Below are 24,277 nucleotides of genomic sequence, written 5' to 3'. Positions count from 1 at the left end.
AAATCAGCCATGATGGAGGGTGTGAGCGAGATTAACGAGGACCTGCTGATCGACTTCCGGGACGTCACCTTCCGCCGGGGTGGCCGTAACCTGGTGGGACCGGTCAGCTGGCAGGTGGAGCTGGACGAACGTTGGGTGATCATCGGTCCGAACGGGGCCGGCAAGACCACCCTGATCCGGATGGCGTCAGCGGAGGAGGTGCCCAGCTCCGGTGAGGCCTATCTGATGGCGGAGCGGATCGGCAGGACCGACATGCGGGACCTGCGGTCGATGATCGGCGTCAGTTCCGCGGCCCTGGCCAGCCGCATCCCCGTGGACGAGAAGGTCGCCGACCTGGTCATCTCAGCGGGGTACGCCGTGCTGGGCCGATGGCGCGAGGACTACGAGGAACTCGACTTCGACCAGGCCATCGAGGTGCTCGAGCGCGTGGGCGCCTACCACCTCGCGGACCGCACGTGGGGAACCCTGTCCGAGGGCGAGCGCAAGCGGGTGCTGATCGCGCGTGCGCTGATGATCAACCCGGAGCTGCTGATCCTGGACGAGCCTTCGGCGGGGATGGACCTGGGTGGCCGGGAGGACCTGGTCGGCTACCTCGGGGACCTGGCGATGGACGCGGACGCCCCGGCCATCGTGATGATCACCCACCACGTGGAGGAGATCCCGGACGGGTTCACCCACGCCATGCTGCTGGATGAGGGGGAGGTGGTGGCCCAGGGTCTGATCGACACCGTGCTGACCTCGGAGAACCTGACCAGGACCTTCCACCAGCCGATTCAGGTGGACCGGATCGGGCAGCGCTACTTCGCCCGCCGCATCCGCCGCGGCGGCAGTCACCGGCGCTGAGCGCGGTGCCCGGTGGTGCCGGCCCGTTGTGGTCCCCGACGCCGGGCGGTGAGTGCCGTCACAGTAACATGGGCCTGCACGCGTCATGACCGGCTTGCGGTCGGGGAGGAGTGAAGGGTGTCCGTGCCGACGAACGAGGAGCAGCAGGGGTACCAGGGAGCCCGCCTGGCGGCCACGGTCCTGCTGATCCGGGACGGCGCTGAAGGCCTGGAAGTCTGGGTGCAGGAACGCGTGTCGTCGATGCGCAATTATCCGGGCATGACCGTCTTCCCCGGAGGCGGCGTGGATCCCCGCGATTTCCCGGCGAAGACCTGGGACAGCGGCCCCCTCTGGAGCGGCACCTCCGCCGTCGCCATGGCGCGCCGGATGCGCAGCACGAAGGTCAAGGCCCACGCGCTGGTGTTCGCTGCGGTCCGGGAGTTGTTCGAGGAGACCGGCACCCTGCTGGCCATCCACGCCGACGGTCGCGAGGTCACCGACGCCCATCCCTTCCACGCGGACCGGCTGGCGCTGGAAAGCCACCGACTCTCCCTGACCGACGTGCTCGACCGCAACCACCTGAAGGTCCGCTCCGATCTGCTGGCCCCGTTCGCCCGGTGGATCGGCACCTCCGCGGCCGGAAACGCCTTCGACACCTTCTCCTTCCTGGCCGTCGCCCCCGAGGGGCAGGACACCGACGGAGACACCTCAGAGGCGGCCTCCGCCGGCTGGCTGCCGCCGCGCCTGCTGCTGGAGGGGTGGCGCGTCGGGCTGGTGCGGCTGGTCATCCCCACCTGGGCCCAGCTGCAGATCCTCGCGGCCGCCGACAGCGTCGTGGAGGCCCTCGACCTGGCCCGGCAAGCGGACATGCGCCCCGTCATCGGTGACCCGTCCGGAGACCCCCGTTACCGCGAGTTCTACACCACCGTGCGCCCCGACCGGATCGGCGGCTCGCGAAGGTGAGCTGCACCCTGCGAAGGCGGCGGCGGGAAGCGGAACCGGGCGCCTGTTAAAGTCTGTGTCCAGCAACATACCTGCTCTGGAAGGACCCGCCCTGAAGATTCTCGTTCTCCCCGGTGACGGCATCGGGCCGGAGATCACTGACTCGGCCGTCACCCTGCTGGACACCCTCAACGCCGCCCATGGCCTGGACCTGAGCCTCGACTTCTACGACGTCGGGCTGACCTCCCTGGCGGCCCACGGCACCACTCTGCGGGAGGAGGTCTACCAGCGGATCGGGGAGTCGGACGGCGTGATCCTCGGCCCGGTCTCGCACTATGACTACCCGCCGAGAACCGAGGGTGGCATCAACGTCTCCGCCGAGCTCCGGATCAAGCTGGACCTGTTCGCCAACATCCGCCCCAGCCGCTCCCGGACCGGCCTCAGCCTGCTGCGCCGGCCCATGGACCTGGTGATCGTCCGGGAGAACACGGAAGGGTTCTACTCCGACCGCAACATGTACGAAGGCTCCGGTGAGTTCATGCCCACCCCGGACCTGGCGCTGAGCGTTCGCAAGATCACCGCCTCGGCCACCGAGCGTCTGGCACGCAGAGCCTTCGACCTGGCCCGCACCCGTCGCCGGCGGGTCACCGCCGTGCACAAGGCGAATGTGCTCAAGCTTTCCGACGCCCTCTTTCTCCGGGTGGTGCGCGAGGTCGCGGCCGAGTACCCGGACGTGGAGCTGCGCGAGATGATCGTCGACGCCACCGCCGCCGCGCTGGTCAGCCGACCGGATGAGTTCGACGTCATCGTCACCACCAACATGTTCGGCGACATCCTCTCCGACGAGGCCGCCGAACTCTCCGGCAGCCTCGGCCTGGCTGCCGGTCTCAATGTCGGGGAGTCCGTGGCGGTGGCGCAGGCGCAGCACGGTTCCGCCCCGGACATCCAGGGGCTGGGGATCGCCAACCCCACCTCGCTGATCCTGTCCGCCGGCATGCTGCTGGACTGGTACGGCCGGCGCGCCGGACGGCAGCCGCTGATCGACGCCGCCGCCGACCTCGAGGCCGCCGTGGACCGGGTGCTCGATGATCCCGGCACCCGGACCCGTGATCTCGGCGGCGACGCCACCGCCACTGTCTTCACCGACGCCGTCCGGGTGGCCCTGGGCACGGTGTGAGAGCCGCGGGGGTAAACTCACAGTCCACATAAGGTGACGGGGCATCGGGGTGGGTCCCGTCAGAATTGAACGAGGGCAGGAGCCGGACACGCGATGACTTTCACTGCGGAGGAGGTCCACTTCCTGGCCGCCCACGCCACCGAGATCCACGCTGTGGCCACGGAACTGCCCAGCGGTCCGAAGCTGGGGATCCAGGACGTGCAGCAGCTGCGCGACCGGTTCGGCACCCACGGCCGGGCCGTCACGGAGCTCATCCAGGCGCGGCGTTCAACCGCCGGGAAGCTGCCCGGGGACTGGCTGATGTGCCAGGACTCCGCCCAGCAGTCCACACCACCGGCCATCGCCGCGGAACGGATGCGACGGATCGCCGAGTTCTCCGAGGCCGGGATCCTGGACGTCACCTGCTCCATCGGCACCGAGGGGGCCGCCGCGAAGCGGGCTGGGCTGGAGTACCTGGGTGCAGATCTGGACCACCCGCGGCTGCTGATGGCCCGCCACAATCTCGGCGGGGCCCCGCTGATCCGGGCCGATGCCCTGGTCCCGGCGGTCAAGGGCGACCGGGTCATCGTCGCTGACCCGGCCCGTCGTGCCGGTGGCCGCCGGATCACCAACCCGGCAAAACTCCTTCCCCCGCTGCCGGACCTGCTGCGGGCCTGGGCCGGTCACCCGGTGGCCGTGAAATGCGCTCCCGGTCTGGATTTTTCCGGCTGGGACGGTCTGGTGAGTGTGAGTAGCGTCGACGGCGGGGTCAAGGAGGCTTGTCTCTACAGCAGCGAGCTGACGGCCGGGGAACGGCGGGAAGCCGTACTGCTGGACCGGGACGGGGTGGTGGACCGGGTCACGGACCAGCTGGATGACCGGCCGGAGGAGGATCTGGCCGGCCCACCCGGGCGCTTCATCATTGACCCCGACGGAGCGGTGGTGCGCGCCGGGCTGGTGCGGCACTACGCCGTACGGGAGGGCCTGTGGATGCTGGACGAGCGGATCGCCTATCTGACCGGTGACCGTATCCCGGTGGGACGCAGCGGGTTCGAGTTCCTGGAGCAGGTGCCGCTCAAGAAACTCCGGGCCGCGCTCCAGGCCCGGGACTGCGGCAGCGTGGAGATCCTCGTCCGCGGAGTGGCGGTGGATCCTGATCAGCTCCGGAAAAAACTCAGGCTCAGGGGGCGGCGTCCGCTGACGGTGGTGTGCACCCGCATCGGTTCCGCCGGGGTGGCGCTGGTGTGCGGGCCGCGGGAATTCCGGACTACGGTGGAGGGCACTCCACCGGTGTGACCTGCCCGGTCGCGCTGTAGTTGAACTAGACTAAACTGTTCGAAGATTACGGACTGCTTAGTACACAATCGAGAGGTGAATGCGATGCCCACCATCGTGGCGCTAGTCAAGAATGTCCCGGACACCTGGTCAACCCGCACCCTGGCTGCGGACTTTACGCTTGACCGGGAGAACGTGGACAACGTGATCGACGAGATCAACGAGTTCGCCATGGAGCAGGCTCTTCGCCTACGGGACGACAACCCCGACGCCGGGTGGCGCGTCGTGGCGTTGACCGCCGGCCCGGCCGGTTCCGATGAAGCCCTGCGCAAGGCATTGGCCATGGGGGCGGACGATGCGGTGCACCTGCAGGACGAGACGCTGGGCGGGTCAGATGTCATCGGCACCGCCTGGGCCCTGCACAACGCCATCAACACCATCGAGGACGTGCAGCTGATCGTCACCGGCGCCGCCTCCTCCGACGGCTCCATGGGGGCGCTGCCGGGCATCCTCGCCGAGTACCGGCAGCAGCCCGCCCTGACCTCCCTGAGCTCCGCGTCTGTGCAGGGTGCGGAGATCACCGCGACGCGGGAAACCAACCTGGGCGTCTACGAGCTCAAGGCGAACCTGCCGGCCGTGCTCTCCGTGGGGGACAAGGCGGACAAACCGCGCTTCCCGAACTTCAAGGGGCTCAAGGCCGCGAAGAAGGCCGAGATCACCACCCTGGACCTGGCTGCGATCGGCGTACAGCCGCAGCAGGTGGGGCTGGACAACGCAGCCACGATGGTCCGCGCCGCAGAGGACCGTCCGGCCCGGACCGGCGGCGACGTCATCCACGCCACCGACCCGGGCGAGGCAGCCGGCCGGATTGCCGACTACCTGGCCGAGCAGAACCTGATCTGACCACCCCGCCCGACCCGTCAAGCACGAGGAGAGTTTTTTCATGAGCACCACCTACGTCCTGGTTGAGCAGCAGCGTGGCCGTCTCGATCCGGTGACCGCCGAACTGATCACCGCCGCCCGTCCCCTCGGGGACTCCGTCACCGCAGTCGTCGTGGGCAGCGAGGGCTCCCACCAGCCGCTGGCCCCGGAGCTGGCCGCCGCCGGTGCGGACCACATCATCGCCGCTGAATCCGGGGGCTATGACTCCCGGCTCCTGCTGCCGGAGGTCGACGCCCTGCACGTGTTGGCGCACGGTAACCCGGGCGCGATTGTCATCGCCGCGACCGCCGAGGGCAATGAGATCGCCGGCCGGCTGGCCGTCCGGCTGGCTTCCGGCGTGCTCGCCGATTGCGTGGCCATCAACGCGGACGGCACCGCCACCCAGTCCATCTTCGGTGACTCGATCACCGTGCGTGCCGCGGTGGGCGGCTCCTGCCCCGTCTACACGGTGCGGGCCGGAAAGGTGACCCCGGAGCCGGTTCCCGCCGCCGGCACCATCCAGATGATGGGACTGCCGGCTCCGTCCGTGAAGGACGTCACCGTCACCAGTTTCAGCCCCGTCGAAACTGCCCAGCGCCCGCCGCTGACCCAGGCGAAAACCGTGGTTGCCGGGGGTCGCGGTATCGGTTCCACCGAGGGCTTCACCGATCTCGTGGAACCGCTTGCCGACGCCCTGGGCGGTGCCGCCGGGGCCACGCGCGACGCCGTGGACCTGGACTACTACGGGCCAACCCTCCAGATCGGTCAGACGGGTGTCTCCGTGGCGCCCGACCTCTACATCGGCCTGGGCGTCTCGGGTGCGATCCAGCACACCTCGGGGATGCAGACCTCGAAGCACGTCATCGTGATCAATAATGACGAGGATGCCCCGATCTTCCAGATCGCCGATCTCGGCGTGGTGGGCGACCTCTTCGAGATCGCCCCGAAGCTGATCGAGGAGATCCATAAGCGCCGCTCTTAGCTGCCGTCGGGGGAGATGGGGGTGCTCCCCGCTGACGGTGCCAGCCCTGGTGCCTGCGAACGAATACCCGGTGTCCCGGAACGCGCCGGCCAATTCATGGGCGGGGAGGAAAGCCGAACCTGAAAACCAGCGCGGCCACGCTGAACCGGAAGAAGAACAGCAGGAGAGCCGCCAGCACCGGCATGATCGTCACACTCGCTGCCCGGAGGTCGCGAGGGAGAGGTGCTCGGCATCGGCCAGCAATGTATCCAGCAGTTCCGGGGCGTGTACGGACTCGGTTCCGAAACCCGCGTTAACTTGGAGCACCGCCGGCCTGCCCGAACGGTCGCGGCACACATGCAGGTTGATGGGGCCGTAGAGCCCGAGCGCGCGGATGGTGTTGTGGACGAGCTCCTCGATGTCCGTGGCCCGGGACGTCGGAATCCGGCGGAGGGAGGCGGCACCGGTCTTTTCCAGGACGACCGTGATGATCTCTCCGTCGTGGAGCGGGCTGCGGTAGGCCTGCGGACGGTACTCGGCCCCGGGGACGCGGTCCCGGGAGATCATTGCCGCCCCCGGAGTGGGTGATTTCTCACGGGAAGCAGCGACGCCGTCACCGTTCTCCGGCACAGTGACACCGGCTACTGCCAGAAAGCGACGGGTCAGCAGCTCGTTCCCGCACAGCTCCACTGCCGTGTGGTCGGGCATGATGACCGGGACGCCCAGTTCCGCGCGGTGCGCCGCGAGGACCCGGAGTTCCTCCTGGCCGGTGGGGATGAGCAGGTCCACCGAATGCTGCGCGATCAAGGACCTGAGGAACGGAAGATACTCCGGGGAAGCTGCGGAGTGACCGACGACGAAGGTGTCCACGTCAGCGGTGGCAGGGCGGGTGTCGGTGGCAACGATGGTGACGTCCGGGCAGAGAGTCCGCAGCTGGTGGCACACACTACTGCCGGCGTGGCCGCCGGCTCCGGTGACCAGTACCGAGGCGAGGGATGAGCTCATGGGAGTCCTTCGGAAGATTGGGAGTGGTGGTGATCAGGGGCGGCGGACAGACGGGTCCCGCCACGTGATGTCGAAGGAAATGGGAAGCGACGCCACGATAAACCACCTGATCGCTGATGAAATGACTTTTACTGGGAGGGCATTCAGCGCGAAGGTGACTTCACGGTGCGCTGTACGGGATTTGTCGAAAAAGAATCCCCGTTTCAGGGGAAAATAATCGACCATGTAGAACTGGGATTCTACTTAATTATTAACAAGTGATCAAGGGATTCTTGGTATGACTATATTTGCTGTTTTGGCTGGTAGTGGAGATGACGCCAGGATTCGTGCCCCTTAAGAAAGGGGGTAAAAAGACGAAAAGAAGATATTATTAAAGTGTTTTACCTGGTTTCTCTCTGACGTCACTACAACTTGGGGTATGTCGGAACTGGCGGTCTAATTTCTCCGGGGAATGAGGACCATTCCTCCTTGGTTTGTGGAAGTGTCCCGGCCCCGTGAGCGTTCGGTGGGTGGGGGCTGGTTGACCTGCTGACCGGGAGTAGCCTGGTGGGAAAGCGGTGAGTTCCTGAGCGGTCGTGTAACCGGAGGAGAGGCAAGATGACTGAACGCGTGTACCTCGACCATGCCGCCACCAGCCCCATGCGGGAGGTGGCGGTCGAGGCCTGGGTGGAGCATGCCCGGGCACTCAATCCGGGAGGGCAGTACGGCTCCGGCCGCCGGGCCCGCAGCGTGCTTGACGATGCCCGGGAGACTGTCGCTGAGCTGCTGGGATGTGAGCCGGTCGAGGTGATCTTCACCGCCTCCGGAACCGAGGCTGACAATCTTGCGGTGCAGGGGCTCTACCATGCCTCGAAGCTGGATCGTGTGGTCTCCACGCCGGTCGAGCATTCCGCGGTGCTGGAGACGGTCGAGCATCTGGCGGCGCAGGGCGCGCAGGTGGATCTGCTACCGGTGGACGGGGCCGGGCGGGTCAGTGACCTCACTGCACTGGACCGGCCGGCGGCCCTGGCGGCCTGCATGTTCGCCAACAACGAGTCGGGGGCGGTCCAGCCACTGGATCAGGTGATCGCCCGGGCTGATGCCGTAGGTACCCCGGTCCACATCGACGCCGTGCAGGCTGTCGGTCAGGTGCCGGTGAACTTCCAGGATCTGGGGGCCACCACGCTGGCGGCCAGCGGACACAAGTTCGGGGGGCCGCGCGGCATCGGGCTGTTGCTGGCCAGGCGCTCCCCGGCACCTTCGGCCGTGCTCTTCGGCGGCGGGCAGGAGCGCGGGATCCGTCCCGGCACGGTCGACGTCGCCGGGGCCGCCTCCCTGGCGGCGGCCCTGCGGGAGGCCGTCGCAGAACTCGAGGAGGAGACCGCCCGCCGCCGGGCCCTGCGTGACCGGCTGCGCACCGGCATTGAACAGCTGGTCGACGGGGTGGTGGTCCACACCACCGAACCCTCGCTGCCGGGCCACCTCTACCTGTCGGTGCCCGGGGCCGAGGGGGACAGTCTCCTCATGCTGCTGGACAGCCTCGGGGTGGAGGCCTCCACCGGCTCGGCGTGCTCATCCGGGGTGAACCGCGCCAGTCATGTGCTGCTGGCGATGGGGGTGCCGGAGGCCGACGCCCGGGGCGCGCTGCGCTTCAGTCTCGGCCGGACCACCACCGAGCAGGACGTCGACAGGTTGCTCGGGGTGATCGGGGACGTGGCGGGCCGGGCCCGGACCGCCGGCATGGCCGCCGGCTAGCTATCCGCCGAGCACGATGCCTTCCCGCCTCGGGTCGGCACCGCCGGTGATCGTCGTACTGTCCTCCGTGACCAGAGTGGACAGCCCACTTGATTGCTCGGTCGGATTCACCTCGTGGCCCAGTTCCTCCAACGCCGAACGCAGGGCATCCAAATCGGCGGCGACGGCGGGGTGTTCGACGCCGAGGCCGGTCGCCGGTTCGTTGAGGGCACCGAAGTTGGGTGCGGAGACCGCCTGCTGCGGATCCATGCCCCAGTCGATGAGGTTGACCAGGGTCTTGATCACGAACTGGATGATCAGCGAACCGCCCGGGGAACCGAGGACCATGTTCAGGTCGCCCCGCTCGCCGTTGTCGGCGGTGTGGAACACCAGCATCGGGGACATGGAGGAGCGGGGGCGTTTGGCGGACTCCACGCGGTTGGCCACCGGTTCACCGGTCTCGGTGAGCGGCTCCGCCGAGAAGTCGGTGAGCTGGTTGTTCAGGATGAACCCCCGGGTGAAGTGGAAGGACCCGAACGCCGCCTCCACGCTGGTGGTCAGGGAGGCGGCGTTGCCGTAGGAGTCGATCACGGATACGTGGCTGGTGCCGCTCTCCGGCATCGGGGCACCGGCGACGACCGCACCGAGGCCGGCCTCGGCCTCACCCATGGAATGGTCCGGATCGATCAGCCGGGCGCGGTCGCGTGTGTATTCTTTGCTGACCAGTTCCTCGATACCGCCGGCGGGGACATCCACGAAGGCGGGGTCCCCGATGTAGGCGTCCCGGTCGGCGTAGGCCAGCCGCTGGGCCTCGGAGATCAGGTGGATGGCCTCCACCGCGGGAAGGCCGCCGTCCTCCGTGACCTGTTCCGGAGCGTAGTCGCCCAGGTCAAAGTTATTGAGGATGCCAAGTGCCTCCAGCACGGTGACCCCGCCGGAGGAGGAGGGCGGCATCCCGCAGACCGTCCGGTCCCGGTAGGGCGCGCACAGCGCCTCGTGGGTGACCGGGGAGTAGGCCGCCAGATCGGAGGTGGACATCAGGCTCGGGGTGAATCCCTCGACGTCACGCGTGGCGCGCTCGACGATATCGGCGGCGATCTCGCCGGTGTAGAACGCATCCGGACCGCCCTCGGCGATCAGACGGACGGTCTCGGCGTAGTCGGGGTTGTGCAGCAGAGTGCCGGCGGGCTTGGCGGTGCCGTCCTCCTGCAGGAAATAGGCGGCCGCCGCCGGATCGTGGGCCAGGTCTTCCTCGGCGTTGGCGATGGAGGCCGACATTCGTGGGCTGACGCGGAAACCGTCCTCCGCCAGGGACTGCGGGGAGGACAGGAGACTGGCCCAGTCGTTCTGGCCGTGGGTGGCGTGTAGCTCACCCAGGGCGGCGACGATGCCGGGCACCCCGATGGAACGGCCCGACCGGCGGGCGTCCGGGACCGGCGGGGAGGGGTCCTCCGCCGAAACCTCGAGGAGGTAGTTCTCGTCGGCGGCCACCGGGGCGGTCTCGCGGCCGTCGATGGCGGAGACCGCCCCGGACTCGGCGTCGTAGTAGAGGATGTAACCGCCACCGCCGATGCCGGAGGACTGTGGTTCGGTCAGCCCCAGCACGAACTGGGCGGTAACCAGGGCGTCGGCAGCGGTGCCGCCGTCCCGGAGGACGTCGCACGCCGCCCGGCTGGCGACCGGGTTGGCGGTGGCGACCGCGTAGTCCCGGGTGGTCACCGGCGTCATGCCGGAGCGGTACCCGGTGGCGATCTCGGGGGCCACGGAGATGTCCTCACCGCTGTGGGTCCCCTCCACATCTTCTTCCTCGGGGCTCATGGCGTCCTCCGGTAGCTCGCAGGGTTGAGGTTCCGGGGTGGTGGTCCCAGCTGCAGTGGTGTTCTCGGTGTTTCCGGCGCCGGCGGCAGGGGCGGGGTCGGTCTCGGTCACGCAGGCACTGAGGGAGACGACCAGGACAGCGGCCGACACTCCGGCGGCGGCCCGCTTTATTGTGTTATGGATCACGTTCATGATTCGGACTTTAACAACTGACCCTGCGTGCGGGGGGCGGTTTGGGGCAGGAAGATCCCGGATGTCGGCGGGGGTCTCCCCGGCTCAGTCAGCTACCACATCGTGGCGCGGCTTCGCGCCGGAGGCGAAACGGCGGACCCAGGCCGCGTCCCGGTAGTGGGCGGGCACGCCCCCGCCCAGCAACTGCCGGGTCATCTCCGCGGCGGCGGGGGAGGCGGCGTCGGGAAGCGGGGTGTCCGAGGCCAGGAAGACGATGTTGCCGTAGCGCCGGCCCTTGAGCATCGGGGGGTCGGCGATGGCGGCCACATGGTCGAAGACCTCGAGCATCCCCGCCACCTCGGCTCTGGCGACTTTCAGGTCTGAGTTGTCGCCGCAGTTGGCCACGTAGAGTCCGCCGGGAGCCAACCCGCGGTGACAGTGGGCGAAGAACTCCACCGTGCTCAGGTTGTACGGGGTCTCCGCGTCGGTGAAGACGTCCCGGATGATGATGTCCCGGCTGGCCGGTGTGAAGTCCTGGGCGACTGCCCGGGCGTCGTCCACCCGGATCTTGACCCGCGGGCTGCGGGGGATGTCGAACCACTCGCGCACGAGCCGGGCCAGCTCACGGTCCAATTCCACAACCGTGTTGCGGGAGCCGGGGTAGACGTCCGCGAAGTACCGGGCCAAGGTGCAGGCTCCGCCACCTAAGTGGGTGATCCGCAGCTTCTCCGCATCCAGGTGCTGCGAGACGAAGGACTCGATCCCCGTGGCCATCCACCGCATGTACTCGAAGATCAGCTTCCGTGGTTCCCCGAGCACGATGTGGGAGCTGGGGGTGCCGTCCACGCTCAGCAGCCAGCCGTCAGTGGTGTAGGGGTCCGGGAACAGCTCGATCGGGGAGTGACTGCCCTCGTAATGGCCGGCCTGCGGACCGGCGGTCGTACCGGACTTCCGGGCGTTGGATTTCTTGTCGGCGGAGCGGTTACGGGCCACGGTGATCGGGGAGTCCTTTCCGGAAGGGGTCTGATCAGGTAGAGAAACCGCGGTGCCGGGGCGGGCGGGGAGCCGCGGGCGAACTTCCCACTGAGCTTAGATCCTCGGGCGCACGACGTGACATCCCGCCCGGAGAGGACGGGAGCACCAGAGATTCGCTGAATGGGGGAATGGGCGATTACGCTTCGGTGTTGAAACGTGCCGAATGGCACCGGGCAGAAGAACTGAGGGGAGAACATGCGGGTACTGGCAGCGATGAGTGGCGGTGTTGACTCGGCGGTGGCGGCCACCCGGGCGGTCGAGGCCGGGCACGAGGTCATCGGCGTGCACCTGGCCCTGTCCCAGGACGCGCAGCAGACCCGCGAGTCCTCCCGCGGCTGCTGCTCCCTGGAGGACTCGGCGGATGCTCGCCGGGTGTGCGACAAACTCGGCATCCCCTTCTATGTCTGGGACTTCTCCGACCGCTTCAAGGAGGATGTGATCGAGGACTTCATCGACTCCTACGCCAACGGTGAAACCCCCAACCCCTGCTTGCGCTGCAACGAGAAAATCAAGTTTGCGGCCTTGCTGGAGCGGGGGATCGCACTCGGTTTCGACGCCGTGGTCACCGGTCACTACGCGCGGCTGACCCAGCCCGTGGACGGCGGCGACGGTTACCTGCGCCGCTCCATCGACCCGGACAAGGACCAGTCCTACGTCCTGGGGGTGCTCGGCGCCCACGAGCTCGCGCACTGCATGTTCCCGGTCGGCGACACCGTCAAGCCGGAGATCCGCGCGGAGGCCGCCACCCACGGCTTCTCGGTGGCGAAGAAGCCCGACTCCTACGACATCTGTTTCATCCCGGACGGCGACACCCAGGCCTTCCTGGGCAGACACATCGGCCTGCGCCCCGGCATGATCCGCGACCAGGACGGGGTGGAGCTCCGTGGGCACGCCGGCGTGCATGAATTCACCATCGGTCAGCGCAAGGGCCTGGACATCAAGACCCCGACCCCGGACGGCAGCCCCCGGTACGTCACCGACATCGACGCCGCGACCGGCACCGTCACCGTCGGTCCGCGCGAGCGGCTGGCCGTGACCGAGATCCACGCCGACCGCCTGAAGTTCCTCCATCCCGCCATGGGCGGGGAGCTCGACTGTGAGGTGCAGGTCCGCGCGCACGGTGGGGTCGTGGCCTGCCATGCGCGTATCGACGCCGCCGGCGACTACATGGTGCTCGAGCTCGCCGAGCCGCTGTCCGGCATCGCCCGTGGCCAGGCGGCGGTGCTCTACCAGCCCGACCCGGCCGGGGATATTGTCCTGGGCTCGGGCACGATCTGCGGCACGGGGAACTGATGGTCGCCTTCGGACTGGGGGAACTGCCCGGCACCTCGGTGGCGGACGCCGCCGACATGATCCTCGGTGAGACCGGGGACCTGGTGCACCTGCCCCAGCTGCCGGCGCGGGGACTGGGCTCCGACGCCGTGGGCCGCACCGCCGCGCTGCTCGAGGCCATCCACGTCGACCGGGGGCCGCGTTCGTGGATCATGACCCCGCGGCCCCAGCTGGAGACCCGACGGGCCAAGGACCAGATCGAACGTGACCTGGAAGCCTGTGAGACGGTGTGGGACGGCAAGGCTCGGGCGATCAAGTTACAGGTCACCGGACCCTGGACCCTGTCGTCCCGGATCGAGCTGACCAACGGTCACCGGGTGATCACTGACCGGGGCGCCCTCCGTGACCTGACGGAGTCATTGATCGACGGGGTGCGTGAGCATGCCGAATACGTGGCCAGGAACATCAAGACCGCGCACGTCGGCGAGATGTCCCCGCCGTTGACCAGCCCTGAGATCGTCGTCCAGGTTGATGAGCCCATGTTGCCGGAGATCATCGCCGGCAACCTCGCCGGCAGCAGCGAGTTCGAGGAGATCGCCGCGGTCCAGAGCACGGATGTGGCCGAGCGTCTCCACGGGGTGATCGGCAGGCTCCGTGGGGGAGTCGTCTCCCAGGTACTGCTGAACCAGGCCGGGTATGCACCGAACTGGCAGGTGGCCCGGGAATCCGGGGCCGACACCGTATTGCTCACCCTGGACCAGGTGCGGGGCAATGAGCAGAAGGATGGCTTCGGCCGGACCCTGAGCGAGGGGACCCGGCTCGGCCTCGGGGTCACCGGCCCCGGCGACGTGATCGATGAGCTCGGGGAGAACCCCCGCGAGCTGGCGGTGCGCATCGCCCGTTTCTTCGATGAACTGGGGCTGGACCGGGCGCTGCTCGCGACGTCGGTGGATGTGCATCCGCGGAGCGGCATCCGGCAGGGCACGGTCCTCGAGGCCGCCGGGGCGTACCGCATGGCCCGGGTGGTCGCGGACATGCTGGAGCACGACGCCGGGGATCTCTGAGCGGGGCGTCGATAAGTGGTGGCCGGGTGGAAACCTGATAGGTTGCCGCCGGTTCTGAGGACCGCAGAATAGTTCCCGGAGAATCCAGCGATTCGGTTGCCGGGCCGTGGCCGCGTGGCGATAATCACGCGGTATGGGAGTTCGAGCCTTTTACCGCGTGATTGACCAGCCGCTGCAGGAGCAGATCCGTGGCGGTGGACTGAGCTACGAGGACATTGACCGGGCGCCGCATGCCGGGGAGTTTGACCTGGACCAGTGCTTCCAGGGGCTGCACTGGGTGCTCACCGAGGGCCTGGAGGCCGGGGAGCACGATGATTCCCCGGCCAGTTCCCTGATCCTGGGCGATGAGTGGTACCCGGAGGATGAGTCAGCGGCCTGGCATCTGGTGCCGGCGGAACGCCTGCCGTCGATCCACCGGGAGCTGTGCGCCTGGGACCGCGACATGATGGTGGACTTCGCCGTGATGAATCACCTGGAGGAACAGTGTCTCTACGCCTTTGACGGTGGGGACCCGGGCGAGCTGGTGCGCCGGGACATCTGGCCGTTCTTCACCCGCTTACGCGAGCGGGTCGGCGACGCCGCCGAGGAGGGGCGGGCGTTGATCATGCGGCTGCTCTGACCCGGGCTCAGCGGGTCCGCCGGGGCAGGGTGGTCACCGCCAGGCACAGAAAGGCCGCGCCGAAGATGAGACAGATCGCGATGTCGGTGATGACGGGTTGGTCCAGTCCCTGCGCGGCGGCGGTGAGGATCGCGTCGACCGCGTAGGACAGCGGGAGCACGTCGGAGACCCAGCGCAGCACGGCAGGCAGCTCCTCGCGGGGTGCCAGGAGTCCGCACAGCAGTATCTGGGGGATGATCAGCACCGGCATGAACTGCACGGCCTGGAACTCGGTGCGGGCGAAGGCGGAACTGAACAGCCCGAGGGCCACACCGGTCACGCCGGTGATCGCCGCCAGCAGGGTGGTCAGCCACCAGGGTGACTGATTGCTCACCCCCAGCGCGTAGTGGAGGACCAGGACGAGGATCACCGACTGCAGGACCGCCATGAGCGCGAAGGCCGCGGCGTAGCCGAGGATCAGGTCGGCGCGGTGCAGCCGGGTGGTCCAGAGCCGCTCCAGGGACCCGGTGGAGCGCTCCCGCTGCATGGTCACCGACGTGATGATGAACATCAACGCCATCGGGAAGACCACCGCCATCACCGGGGCGATCCGGGTGAACAGGGGCTGGTTGCCCTCGTAGATATAGTACATCAGGGCCAGCAGCAGCGTGGGCAGCACGAGGATCAGGGCGACCGACCGGGGATCGGCACGCAGTTGCCGGAGCACACGGCCGGCGGTCAGGAGAGCCAGCCGGGGATTCACGGTGTCCGCCTTTCCGCGGTCGGGCCATCGGCGGGATCGACTTCCCCGACCGCGGCCAGGAAGGCGTCCTCATAGGATCGTGCCCCGGTTTCGCCCAGCAGCTCGGCAGGGGCCCCCGACCAGATGATCCGTCCGGCGCGCAGCAGGAGGAGCCGGTCGCAGCGCGCGGCCTCGTCCATCACGTGGCTGGAGACCACCAGGGTGATGCCGTGGTCGGCGATCCGTCGGAACTGCTGCCACAGGGAGCGCCGGGTGGCCGGGTCAAGCCCCACGGTCGGCTCATCCATCACCAGAAGCTCGGGGGTTCCGACGAGGGCGCAGCCGAGGGAGGTCCGGCCCCGCTGACCGCCGGAGAGCGTGCGCACCGCCCGGTCGGCCACCTCGGTCAACGACAACTGCTCCAGAACCAGCTCAGAGTCCCCGCCACTGCCCAGCCGCGCGAAGTAGTCCAGGTTCTGCCGCACCGTGAGGTCCGGATAGACACTCGGAGACTGGGTGACGTATCCGATCCGGCCGCGCAGGGTGCGTGCCGAGGCCGGCTGCCCCAGGACCTCGAGTTCCCCCTCGTGGTGCTGGACCCCGACGAGGGCACGCATCAGCGTGGTCTTGCCGCTGCCGGAGGGGCCGATCAGCCCGGTGATCTCGCCGGCGGGCAGCTGGAAGTCAAGGCTCTCCAACACCGCTGAACGGTCTCGGCGGTGACCCAGGTGAACGGTGAGGGACCGGGCCCGCACCGCGGATGGCGCAGTGTTCATGTATCCATTGAACGCCCGGTCAGGTGACCTGCGCAACACTACGGTCCCGGCGCACACCGGGACCTGGGACGCCGGGACCTGGGGCACCGGGACCTGGGGCACCGACGAGACCGTCCGGACGTGGCCCGAGGTTCTGATCGTGGGCAGCCACGACACCGCGGAGCTGCACGGCAGCAACCCGAACCTCAGCGGTGGAACCTGCACTCAGTGCCGGGAACACGTGGCCGCCGAACAGGTCGTGGCGGAGCAGGCCCGGCGCACCGCCTGAAGCGGGCACCATCGGATTCTGATTCAGGGGCCGGAGAAGGTCGCCTGGACGGGGCCGGATGGCGTCGGAAAGACCCGGCTGCTGGAACCCCTGGTCCACGCTCTGCCCGGGCCGGTACCCGCCCGCAGGCACATCGACCGGATCGGCTACCTGCCGCAGCGGCTCAGCCACCCGGATGATCAAGCCACTGCCCCGGACTGTGTCTGCGCGGAAGTCCCGGTAGCGGGGCCGCAGCAGGTGCGGTCCCACCCGCCCAGTTCCTGTTCACCGGGGACGCGGTCAACCGGAAGGTTGCCGACCTCTCGGGTGGGGGACGCTTCCGTGTGGCGCTCGCTCAGATCCTGCTCGCTGAGCCACTCGATCAACTCCTGGTCCTTGACGGGCCGACGAATAATCTGGAACTGACCGCGGAAGGGGTGACACACCGGGAGGAGCCGGAGAGCTGAGCCGGCGGCCTAACCCTGCATGGGCCAGGAGGTGCTGACATCCGAGGCATCACGGCCCCGGCCCTCCAGATACTTCCGGAAGCCCACCCGGTCCTCGTAGTAACCCACGGCCTGGAACTCCATCAGCTCCTCGGCGGACATCTGTGTCAGCTCCGGCCACAGCTTCACCTGTTTCCAGGCGATCCGGGCCGCCGCCAGGGCATCGGAGGTGGCCTCGTGGGCGTTGTCGAGCCGTACCCCGTAGTGCTCGCACAGGTCCGTCAGGGTGCGCTTGCCCTTGCGGTAGCGGTCCTTGATCTTGTCGATGACGAACGGGTCGTAGACCGGACCGGTGACGGTGAAATCGCCGGTCTGGGCCCGCAGGATGGTCAGGTCATAGGAGGCGTTGTAGACGATCAGGGTCAACCCGTCCTCCCAGCCGCGGCGGATGCGTTGCACCGTCTCCGCCAGCACCTCATCGTGTGGTCTGCCGTGCTCCCGCGCGTACTCCGTGCTGATGCCGTGGATCTTCGTCGTCTCCTCCGGGATCTCGATGCCGGGATCGGCGAGCAGTTCCAGGGGATCGACCTCGCGGCCGTCGATACGCACCATCGCCGAGGTGACGATGCGGGCTTCTCTGGGGTTGCGGGAGGTGGTCTCGAGATCGAAGGTGAGCATGCGGGTGGCATCAAAGTTCGTCATGCCCCAAACCTTAGCGGCGACCCCGGACATCGCCCCGGCAGGCCAGCCCCCGGGCATACACCGACGGCGTGGCCGACGGCTCGTTAGAATCGGGGATCGTGACTGACAAAGACGTGGACCTGCGACGCAAGTGGAACGAGCTGGCCGAGGAGGTCCGCCACCACCGCGACCTCTACTACAACCAGCAGCCCGTCATCGCTGACGCCGAGTTCGACCAGCTGTTCACCAGCCTGCAGCGGCTGGAGGCCGAGCACCCGGAACTCGCGGTGCCGGACAGCCCGACGATGGAGGTCGGCGCACCGGTGGCGGCGGCCTCGACCTTTGAAAATGTCGAGCACCTCGAGCGCATGATGAGCCTGGACAATGTCTTCGACACCGAGGAACTGGCCGAGTGGTTGCAGCGCACCCCCGCGGAGCGCTACCTGACGGAGCTGAAGATCGACGGCCTGTCCATCGACCTGGTGTACCGGCAGGGCCGGTTGGACCGCGCCGCCACCCGCGGGGACGGCCGGGTGGGCGAGGACGTCACCGCGAATGCCCGGGTGATCGAGGACATCCCGCACGAGCTGACCGGCACCGGCGAGTATCCCGTCCCGGAGCTGCTGGAGGTCCGCGGCGAGGTGTTCATCGCCATCGAGGACTTCGCCGAGGTCAACGAGCAGCGCATCAACGCAGGCGGCAAACCCTTCGCCAACCCGCGCAACGCGGCGGCGGGATCCCTGCGGCAGAAGAACACCGAGGACGTGAAGAAGCGACGGCTGAAGATGATCTGCCACGGGCTCGGCGCCACCGAAGGTTTTACCCCGCAGTCCCAGTGGGACGTCTACCAGGCCCTGGGTGCCTGGGGGCTGCCGGTCTCGCCCTACACCGAGGCCGTGACCACCGCCGCTGAGGTCCAGGAGAGGGTCGCCTACTGGGCCGAGCACCGCCACGACGCCGCCCACGAGATGGACGGCGTGGTGATCAAGGTGGACGCGCGCTCCGAGCAGCGGGCGCTCGGCTCCACCAGCCGGGCCCCGCGGTGGGCGATCGCCTACAAGTACCCGCCGGAGGAGGTCACCACCACGCTGCTGGACATCCAGGTCGGGGTGGGGCGGACCGGGCGGGTGACCCCCTTCGCCATCATGGACCCGGTCTTCGTCGCCGGATCCACCGTCTCCATGGCCACCCTGCACAATCAGACCGAGGTCAAGCGCAAGGGCGTGCTGATCGGGGACACGGTGGTCATTCGCAAGGCCGGGGAGATCATCCCGGAGGTGCTGGGCCCCGTCGTGGAGAAGCGGGACGGCAGCGAGTACGAGTTCATCTTCCCGACCCTGTGCCCGTCCTGCGGCACCCGGCTGGCACCGCAGAAGGAGGGCGACGCCGACTGGCGGTGCCCGAACACCCGCAGCTGTCCGGCGCAGTTGTCCTCCCGACTGACCTATCTGGCCGGCCGCGGGGCCTTCGACATCGAAGCACTCGGTGAGAAGGGCGCCCAGGACCTCATCCGGCGCGGGATCCTCAGCGACGAGTCCGAGCTCTTCGACCTGACTGAGGAGAAGCTGCAGGACAGCAAGGTCTACACCACCAACACCGGCAAGGTGAATGCGTCGGGCAAGAAGCTGCTCGAGCACCTCGCGCAGGCCCGGGAGACTGACCTCTGGCGGGTGCTCGTGGCGTTGTCGATCCGGCATGTCGGGCCGACCGCCGCCCGCGCCCTGGCCTCGCGCTACCACGCCATGGACGCGCTCCGCGACGCCGAGGTGGAAGACATCGCGGACACCGACGGAGTGGGCATGGTCATCGCGCAGTCCTTCAAGGACTGGTTCGAGGTGGACTGGCACCGGCAGATCGTCGAGCGCTGGGCCGCCGCCGGTGTGACCATGGCGGAGGACGTCTCGGAGCAGGCCCCGCAGACGCTCGAAGGGCTGACGCTCGTGGTCACCGGCTCCCTGGAGGGGTTCACCCGGGACTCGGTCAAGGAGGCCATCATCTCCCGCGGCGGCAAGGCCTCGGGGTCCGTGTCCAAGAAGACCGACTACGTGGTGGTGGGCGAGAACGCCGGTTCCAAGGAGACCAAGGCCCGGGACCTGGGGCTGAAGATCCTCGACGAAGAAGGGTTTGTGCAGCTGCTGGCGCAGGGTCCGCAGGAGACCGCGGAGTCCTGACCCCGGGGCCCTGGTGTGCAGGACGGCGCTGCGGAGGCAGCGTTCCGGGGCCGGCGTCCCGCGGCGTCGATAAGTGGCAGGGGCCCCGCCTGACCTGGGGCCGTCAGTTCAGGATCGTGCCGACGATCTTCCCGAGGTTGCCGAGGTGCTCCACTTCGCTGGCCAGGAAATTCGGCCCGCCGGTGCGGCCGACGATGAGCACCATGTCCGTTCCCGTCAAGGGGGCGGCCGCCAGGGTCGAGTCCAGCAGCGCCCAGCTCTCCGGGATCCAGTCCTCGGTCTCCGGATCCAGCACCCGCGCCTGATCGACGTCGATGCTGGCGGGGGCGGAGCCGTCATCCGCCGGGGCCGCCAGCGACGCCGCCACCCGGGTCGTGTCGCTGTGGATGTCCAGAACGATGACCCAGGTCGCGGTCATCGAACGCGGCATCACCTTGACCAGCTCGCCCATGGCCTTGGTGACGTTGCGGCGGCGGGCGGCGACGTCGGCGAGCATGGTGATCTGGCCGCGGCGGTCGACCGTGCCCGTGAAGGGGCGGATGGAGTCGACCTCCGAGCCCTCCACGGTCCGGATCGCCGTGATGAGGGTGTCCGCCATCGCGGATTTCGGCAGGTGCACCACGATGTCATCGACCACCGTCTGGTCGGGTAACTGCTCGATGACGTCGACCGACTGGATATTGCCGTCCACCAGCCCGATGGCTTCCGCGAGTTCGCCCAGGCTACCTGGGGAATCGGGAAGCTGAACACGGATCAGGTAGGACATCGTGGGTTCCATTGTTCCTCGGCCATTCATTGTGGGGTCTACAACAGTTTTCATCGTATCCACTTTCGAAAGCCGGCGAGGCAACCACGGCCCACTGACCGTCCCGGTGCGGTGGCGGGCGGTCCCGGCAGGTGCAGTAGGATATGCAGGGATCGGGCCCCGTGCCCCGAACACCCCCGGAAGTCCACGATGCGAAAGAGGAAGTAGTACACGTGCCTGAGATTTCGCGTGACGAGGTCGCCCACCTCGCGAAACTATCCCGCCTGGCTCTGAGTGAGGAGGAACTCAAGGAGTTCGCCTCCCAGATCGACGACATCATCGGTTACGTCTCGGACGTGCAGCAGGTTGATGCGGCAGGTGTCGAGCCCATGAGCCACCCGCACGCCATCCAGACCAGCATGCGCGAGGACGTCGAGGAAAAGACGCTCACCGCGGAGCAGGCCCTGGACCAGGCGCCCGCCGTGGAGGACCAGCGTTTCGTCGTACCGCAGATTCTGGGGGAGCAGGACTAAGATGAGCACCAACTACGTGGTCGGCGATGCCGGCCTGACCAGCCTTTCCGCCGCAGAGCTCGCGGAGAAGATCCACTCCCGCGAGGTCACCTCCCGGGAAGTCGTCCAGGCGCACCTGGACCGCATCGCCGAGACCGACGACAAGCTCCACGCCTTCCTGCACGTGGGCGCGGAGGAGGCCCTCGCCGTCGCCGACGCCGTGGACGCGTCCCTGGACGCCGGCGAGGCCCCGGCCTCCCCACTGGCCGGGGTGCCACTGGCGTTGAAGGACCTGTTCACCACCACCGACGCCCCGACCACCGCCGGTTCGAAGATGCTCGACGGGTGGACCAGCCCCTATGACGCCACCGTCACCGCCAAGATCCGCGCGGCCGGTATCCCCATCCTGGGCAAGACCAACCTCGACGAGTTCGCGATGGGTTCCTCCACCGAGAACTCCGCGTTCGGCCCCACCCACAACCCCTATGACCTGGAGCGCACCGCCGGCGGTTCGGGTGGCGGCACCTCCGCGGCACTGGCCTCGGGCCAGGCTCCGCTGGGCATCGGCACCGACACCGGCGGCTCCATCCGCCAGCCCGCCGCGCTGACCAACACCGTCGGCGTGAAGCCGACCTACGGCACCGTCTCCCGCTACGGCATGATCGCCTGTGCCTCCTCCCTGGACCAGGGGGGCCCGACCGGTCGCACGGTGCTGGACACCGCCCTGTTGCACGAGGTCATCGCCGGCCACGACCACTTCGACGCCACCTCGGTCAACCGCGAGGTCGCCCCGGTCGTCGCCGCTGCCCGGGAGGGCGCCTCCGGCGACCTGTCCGGTGTGAAGGTCGGTGTGGTCAAGCAATTCAACCGCGATGGTTTCCAGGATGGCGTGGTGGACAACTTCCGTGCCGCCGTCAAGCAGCTGGAGAGCCAGGGCGCCGAGGTCGTGGAGGTGGACTGCCCGCACTTCAACGATGCGCTGTCCGCCTACTACCTGATTCTGCCCTGCGAGGTCTCCTCCAACCTGGCCCGCTTCGACGGCATGCGCTACGGTCTGCGCGCCGGGGATGACGGCAGCCACTCCGCCGACGACGTCATGGCCATCTCCCGCGCCGAGGGCTTCGGACCGGAGGTCAAGCGCCGCATCATGCTGGGCACCTACGCCCTGTCCGTGGGCTACTACGACGCCTACTACCTGCAGGCCCAGCGGGTGCGCACCCTGATCGCCCAGGACTTCGCCAGGGCCTATGAGCAGGTCGACGTCCTGATCTCCCCGGCCACCCCGACCACCGCCTTCAAGCTGGGGGAGAAGGTCGATGATCCGCTGGCGATGTACAACTTCGACCTGTGCACCCTGCCGCTGAACCTGGCCGGCCTGTGCGGCATGTCCGTGCCCGCCGGCTTCGCCGAGGACACCCAGCTGCCCGTCGGCCTGCAGATCATGGCCCCGGCATTCCAGGATGACCGCCTGTACAAGGTCGGCGCCGCCTTCGAGGCGGGCCGGAAGTAGTCCAGCCGACCTCCGGGAGCCCCGCCTTTCGTTCCCGGCCGACTGATTGCTGGTGGCCCAGCTGAACCCCTGCTCCCCGGAAGTTTCTTCCCGGGAGCAGGGGTTTTCGCTCGCCTGGGACGGGGTGTCGGGTAGGTAGCGGATACCGCGGGTTTGTGGCTTCCCGCGAGGGACAATTGCCCGGTTTCCGCTACCTACCCGACAGGGTGGCGCCGGATCCGTCCCCTGCGGAAAAAGAGCTGGGAAACAGCGGCGGGAAGACGCCGAGTGTCCCTACCTCCTTGGCGGGTCAGAAAATATAGGATAGCCTAACTAGTGTTGGTCCGGTGGGGACACCGGACCTGTTCTACCGCTGGCATCCAGCCACCTGTTTTTCAAAGAAGTGAGGACTTAGATGAGCAAGCCCGCACCGGGACGCACCGGTAATGACAAGGTCAAGAAGCGTCGCGCGCGTGAGGCGACAGTCACCGATGTCACCCGCCTCACGGAGGATCTGGTCCGGATCAGCTTCGACTGTCCGGGCATCCGGGGCGAGGAGCTGCCCCACACCGACCACTACATCAAGCTGCTCTTCGTGCCGGAGGAGGCGGACTACGCCTGGCCCTTCGACCTCGGTGAGATCCGGGACAACTATCCGCGTCACCTGCACCCGGTGACCCGTACCTATACCTTCCGCCGGGTGGACACCGAGACCGGCACCTTCGAGGTGGACTTTGTCACCCATGGCGCGGCCGGCCTGGCCGGCCCCTGGGCAAAGCAGGCGAAAGTGGGGGACACGATCATCTTCGGGGGCCCCGGGGGCGCCTGGCACCCGGAAGCCGATTACGGGCACTTCGTACTGGTCGGGGATGAGTCCGCCGCCCCGGCGATCGCCGCGGCCATCGAGAACCTGCCCGCCGGCGCCACCGCCGCCGCCTATGTGGAGGTGGCCGATGAAAACTCCCACTTCGAGATGCCCACCGGGGACGGGGTGGAGCTGACCTGGGTGCACCGCGACGGGGCGACCCACGGCCATCAGCTCTCGGAAGCGGTCCGGGCGGCCGGCATCCCGGAGCAGCGCACCAGCTGGTTCGTGCACGGGGTTGCGGAGATGCTCAAGGAGGTCCGCCGCTTCCTCTTCTTCGACAATGAGGTGGACAAGAAGGACGTGTCCATCTCCGGCTACTGGCGCATCGGGATGACCGAGGACCAGTGGCAGGCATCCAAGCGCGACTTCAACGCCGAGATCGAGGCCGAGGAAGAACGCCTCGCAGTGAAGTAGCCCGGACGAGCTAATGGCCGGCGCGAGGCAGCGCCGGGCATTCAGTACTACTTCATCGGGTGGGGCTATTTGGCGTCGGAGAGGACATAGGCGGCACCGGAGGCCACGGCGGTCACCGTCAGCACGGCCGGCCAGGAGCCGATCTTCTTCGCCAGCGGGTGGCTGAGCCCGAAACCGCCGACATATGTTGCGGCCAGGGCCGCAGTGGTGGCCGGGTTCGTCTTGGCCAACCAGGAGCGGCCGGCCCAGACGCCGGCGGCGGCGAGCACTGCGCCACCGAGCGGACGCATGCCGGTCTCCCGGGCCGACAGCCAGCCGCCGAGCAGGCCGGTGCCGATCACGAGGGCGGTATTTACTTCGGAAGGCTTCTTGATGTCCATCATTCCCATGCCCCATAGACTACCCGTGCGCCCCCGGAGCGCCATGGGCACCC

24 protein-coding genes are annotated in these 24,277 nt (G+C 68.1%); 16 read left to right on the top strand and 8 right to left on the bottom strand.

Features of this window, described 5'->3' with window-relative positions:
• The first annotated feature begins 12 nt into the window (after positions 1 to 12).
• From ACQCVD_RS07610 to ACQCVD_RS07585, 6 genes are all read left to right on the top strand, one after another.
• On the top strand, positions 13 to 843 hold the full coding sequence (locus ACQCVD_RS07610) for an ABC transporter ATP-binding protein (protein WP_426823238.1): 831 nt from the start codon (positions 13 to 15) through the stop codon (positions 841 to 843).
• A gap of 117 nt (positions 844 to 960) precedes the next feature.
• Positions 961 to 1,785, top strand: a complete 825-nt coding sequence (locus ACQCVD_RS07605) for an NUDIX hydrolase (RefSeq protein ID WP_426823133.1) — start codon at positions 961 to 963, stop codon at positions 1,783 to 1,785.
• 55 nt (positions 1,786 to 1,840) lie between these two features.
• The gene (locus ACQCVD_RS07600; protein ID WP_426823132.1) at positions 1,841 to 2,941 is read left to right on the top strand and encodes an isocitrate/isopropylmalate dehydrogenase family protein; all 1,101 of its coding nucleotides are present in this window, start codon (positions 1,841 to 1,843) and stop codon (positions 2,939 to 2,941) included.
• 93 nt (positions 2,942 to 3,034) lie between these two features.
• On the top strand, positions 3,035 to 4,216 hold the full coding sequence (locus ACQCVD_RS07595) for a THUMP-like domain-containing protein (protein ID WP_426823131.1): 1,182 nt from the start codon (positions 3,035 to 3,037) through the stop codon (positions 4,214 to 4,216).
• An 84-nt stretch (positions 4,217 to 4,300) separates the two neighbouring features.
• Positions 4,301 to 5,098, top strand: a complete 798-nt coding sequence (locus ACQCVD_RS07590; protein WP_426823130.1) for an electron transfer flavoprotein subunit beta/FixA family protein — start codon at positions 4,301 to 4,303, stop codon at positions 5,096 to 5,098.
• Positions 5,099 to 5,138: 40 nt separating this feature from the next.
• A complete protein-coding gene (locus ACQCVD_RS07585) occupies positions 5,139 to 6,098 on the top strand; it encodes an electron transfer flavoprotein subunit alpha/FixB family protein (RefSeq protein WP_426823129.1) in 960 nt (319 codons plus the stop codon).
• 189 nt (positions 6,099 to 6,287) lie between these two features.
• Here ACQCVD_RS07585 and ACQCVD_RS07580 read toward each other — a convergent pair whose 3' ends face one another.
• On the bottom strand, positions 6,288 to 7,082 hold the full coding sequence (locus tag ACQCVD_RS07580) for a hypothetical protein (RefSeq protein WP_426823128.1): 795 nt from the start codon (positions 7,080 to 7,082) through the stop codon (positions 6,288 to 6,290).
• A 597-nt stretch (positions 7,083 to 7,679) separates the two neighbouring features.
• On the opposite strand from ACQCVD_RS07580, the gene ACQCVD_RS07575 reads away from it, so the two are divergent.
• Positions 7,680 to 8,816, top strand: a complete 1,137-nt coding sequence (locus ACQCVD_RS07575; RefSeq protein ID WP_426823127.1) for a cysteine desulfurase family protein — start codon at positions 7,680 to 7,682, stop codon at positions 8,814 to 8,816.
• Here ACQCVD_RS07575 and ACQCVD_RS07570 read toward each other — a convergent pair whose 3' ends face one another.
• Together ACQCVD_RS07570 and ACQCVD_RS07565 are read right to left on the bottom strand one after the other, a co-directional pair.
• Positions 8,817 to 10,805, bottom strand: a complete 1,989-nt coding sequence (locus ACQCVD_RS07570; RefSeq protein ID WP_426823126.1) for a gamma-glutamyltransferase family protein — start codon at positions 10,803 to 10,805, stop codon at positions 8,817 to 8,819. It lies immediately after the preceding gene.
• An 84-nt stretch (positions 10,806 to 10,889) separates the two neighbouring features.
• A complete protein-coding gene (locus ACQCVD_RS07565; RefSeq protein ID WP_426823237.1) occupies positions 10,890 to 11,678 on the bottom strand; it encodes a spermidine synthase in 789 nt (262 codons plus the stop codon).
• A gap of 336 nt (positions 11,679 to 12,014) precedes the next feature.
• Here ACQCVD_RS07565 and mnmA point away from each other — a divergent pair, with 336 nt between their 5' ends.
• From mnmA to ACQCVD_RS07550, 3 genes are all read left to right on the top strand, one after another.
• The gene (gene mnmA / locus ACQCVD_RS07560; RefSeq protein WP_426823125.1) at positions 12,015 to 13,112 is read left to right on the top strand and encodes a tRNA 2-thiouridine(34) synthase MnmA; all 1,098 of its coding nucleotides are present in this window, start codon (positions 12,015 to 12,017) and stop codon (positions 13,110 to 13,112) included.
• On the top strand, positions 13,112 to 14,155 hold the full coding sequence (locus ACQCVD_RS07555; protein WP_426823124.1) for a hypothetical protein: 1,044 nt from the start codon (positions 13,112 to 13,114) through the stop codon (positions 14,153 to 14,155). Before mnmA ends, ACQCVD_RS07555 begins: the two co-directional genes overlap by 1 nt.
• A gap of 157 nt (positions 14,156 to 14,312) precedes the next feature.
• On the top strand, positions 14,313 to 14,774 hold the full coding sequence (locus ACQCVD_RS07550; protein WP_426823123.1) for a DUF1877 family protein: 462 nt from the start codon (positions 14,313 to 14,315) through the stop codon (positions 14,772 to 14,774).
• Positions 14,775 to 14,781: 7 nt separating this feature from the next.
• Here the strand turns inward: ACQCVD_RS07550 and ACQCVD_RS07545 are convergent, their stop codons facing one another.
• Complete coding sequence (locus tag ACQCVD_RS07545; RefSeq protein ID WP_426823122.1) at positions 14,782 to 15,516, bottom strand: ABC transporter permease; 735 nt, start codon at positions 15,514 to 15,516, stop codon at positions 14,782 to 14,784.
• The gene (locus ACQCVD_RS07540; RefSeq protein WP_426823121.1) at positions 15,513 to 16,271 is read right to left on the bottom strand and encodes an ABC transporter ATP-binding protein; all 759 of its coding nucleotides are present in this window, start codon (positions 16,269 to 16,271) and stop codon (positions 15,513 to 15,515) included. Before ACQCVD_RS07540 ends, ACQCVD_RS07545 begins: the two co-directional genes overlap by 4 nt.
• Here ACQCVD_RS07540 and ACQCVD_RS07535 point away from each other — a divergent pair.
• Both ACQCVD_RS07535 and ACQCVD_RS07530 read left to right on the top strand, forming a co-directional pair.
• Positions 16,270 to 16,539 (top strand): hypothetical protein, encoded by a 270-nt coding sequence (locus ACQCVD_RS07535; RefSeq protein WP_426823120.1) that lies wholly within the window; start codon positions 16,270 to 16,272, stop codon positions 16,537 to 16,539. The genes ACQCVD_RS07540 and ACQCVD_RS07535 overlap by 2 nt on opposite strands.
• A gap of 323 nt (positions 16,540 to 16,862) precedes the next feature.
• On the top strand, positions 16,863 to 16,985 hold the full coding sequence (locus tag ACQCVD_RS07530; RefSeq protein WP_426823119.1) for a hypothetical protein: 123 nt from the start codon (positions 16,863 to 16,865) through the stop codon (positions 16,983 to 16,985).
• A gap of 9 nt (positions 16,986 to 16,994) precedes the next feature.
• Here ACQCVD_RS07530 and ACQCVD_RS07525 read toward each other — a convergent pair whose 3' ends face one another.
• Positions 16,995 to 17,666, bottom strand: coding sequence for a 3'-5' exonuclease (locus tag ACQCVD_RS07525; protein ID WP_426823118.1), 672 nt, complete (start codon positions 17,664 to 17,666; stop codon positions 16,995 to 16,997).
• 98 nt (positions 17,667 to 17,764) lie between these two features.
• Between ACQCVD_RS07525 and ligA the strand changes: the two genes are divergently transcribed.
• On the top strand, positions 17,765 to 19,816 hold the full coding sequence (gene ligA / locus ACQCVD_RS07520) for an NAD-dependent DNA ligase LigA (protein WP_426823117.1): 2,052 nt from the start codon (positions 17,765 to 17,767) through the stop codon (positions 19,814 to 19,816).
• 103 nt (positions 19,817 to 19,919) lie between these two features.
• Here the strand turns inward: ligA and ACQCVD_RS07515 are convergent, their stop codons facing one another.
• A complete protein-coding gene (locus tag ACQCVD_RS07515; RefSeq protein WP_426823236.1) occupies positions 19,920 to 20,582 on the bottom strand; it encodes an amino acid-binding ACT domain protein in 663 nt (220 codons plus the stop codon).
• Positions 20,583 to 20,794: 212 nt separating this feature from the next.
• Here ACQCVD_RS07515 and gatC point away from each other — a divergent pair, with 212 nt between their 5' ends.
• From gatC to ACQCVD_RS07500, 3 genes are all read left to right on the top strand, one after another.
• A complete protein-coding gene (gene gatC, locus ACQCVD_RS07510) occupies positions 20,795 to 21,094 on the top strand; it encodes an Asp-tRNA(Asn)/Glu-tRNA(Gln) amidotransferase subunit GatC (protein WP_426823116.1) in 300 nt (99 codons plus the stop codon).
• Between the two features lies 1 nt (position 21,095).
• Positions 21,096 to 22,583, top strand: a complete 1,488-nt coding sequence (gene gatA / locus ACQCVD_RS07505; protein WP_426823115.1) for an Asp-tRNA(Asn)/Glu-tRNA(Gln) amidotransferase subunit GatA — start codon at positions 21,096 to 21,098, stop codon at positions 22,581 to 22,583.
• A 394-nt stretch (positions 22,584 to 22,977) separates the two neighbouring features.
• Complete coding sequence (locus ACQCVD_RS07500; protein ID WP_426823114.1) at positions 22,978 to 23,844, top strand: siderophore-interacting protein; 867 nt, start codon at positions 22,978 to 22,980, stop codon at positions 23,842 to 23,844.
• A 65-nt stretch (positions 23,845 to 23,909) separates the two neighbouring features.
• Here ACQCVD_RS07500 and ACQCVD_RS07495 read toward each other — a convergent pair whose 3' ends face one another.
• On the bottom strand, positions 23,910 to 24,233 hold the full coding sequence (locus tag ACQCVD_RS07495; protein ID WP_426823113.1) for a hypothetical protein: 324 nt from the start codon (positions 24,231 to 24,233) through the stop codon (positions 23,910 to 23,912).
• Positions 24,234 to 24,277 lie beyond the last annotated feature (44 nt).

The sequence above is a fragment of the Corynebacterium halotolerans genome (genome assembly GCF_050107895.1).
In the GTDB taxonomy this organism is placed as follows: Bacteria; Actinomycetota; Actinomycetes; order Mycobacteriales; family Mycobacteriaceae; genus Corynebacterium; species Corynebacterium halotolerans_B.
Note: the sequence above shows the minus strand (reverse complement) of the source record. Positions and strands in the feature narration are given on the sequence as shown.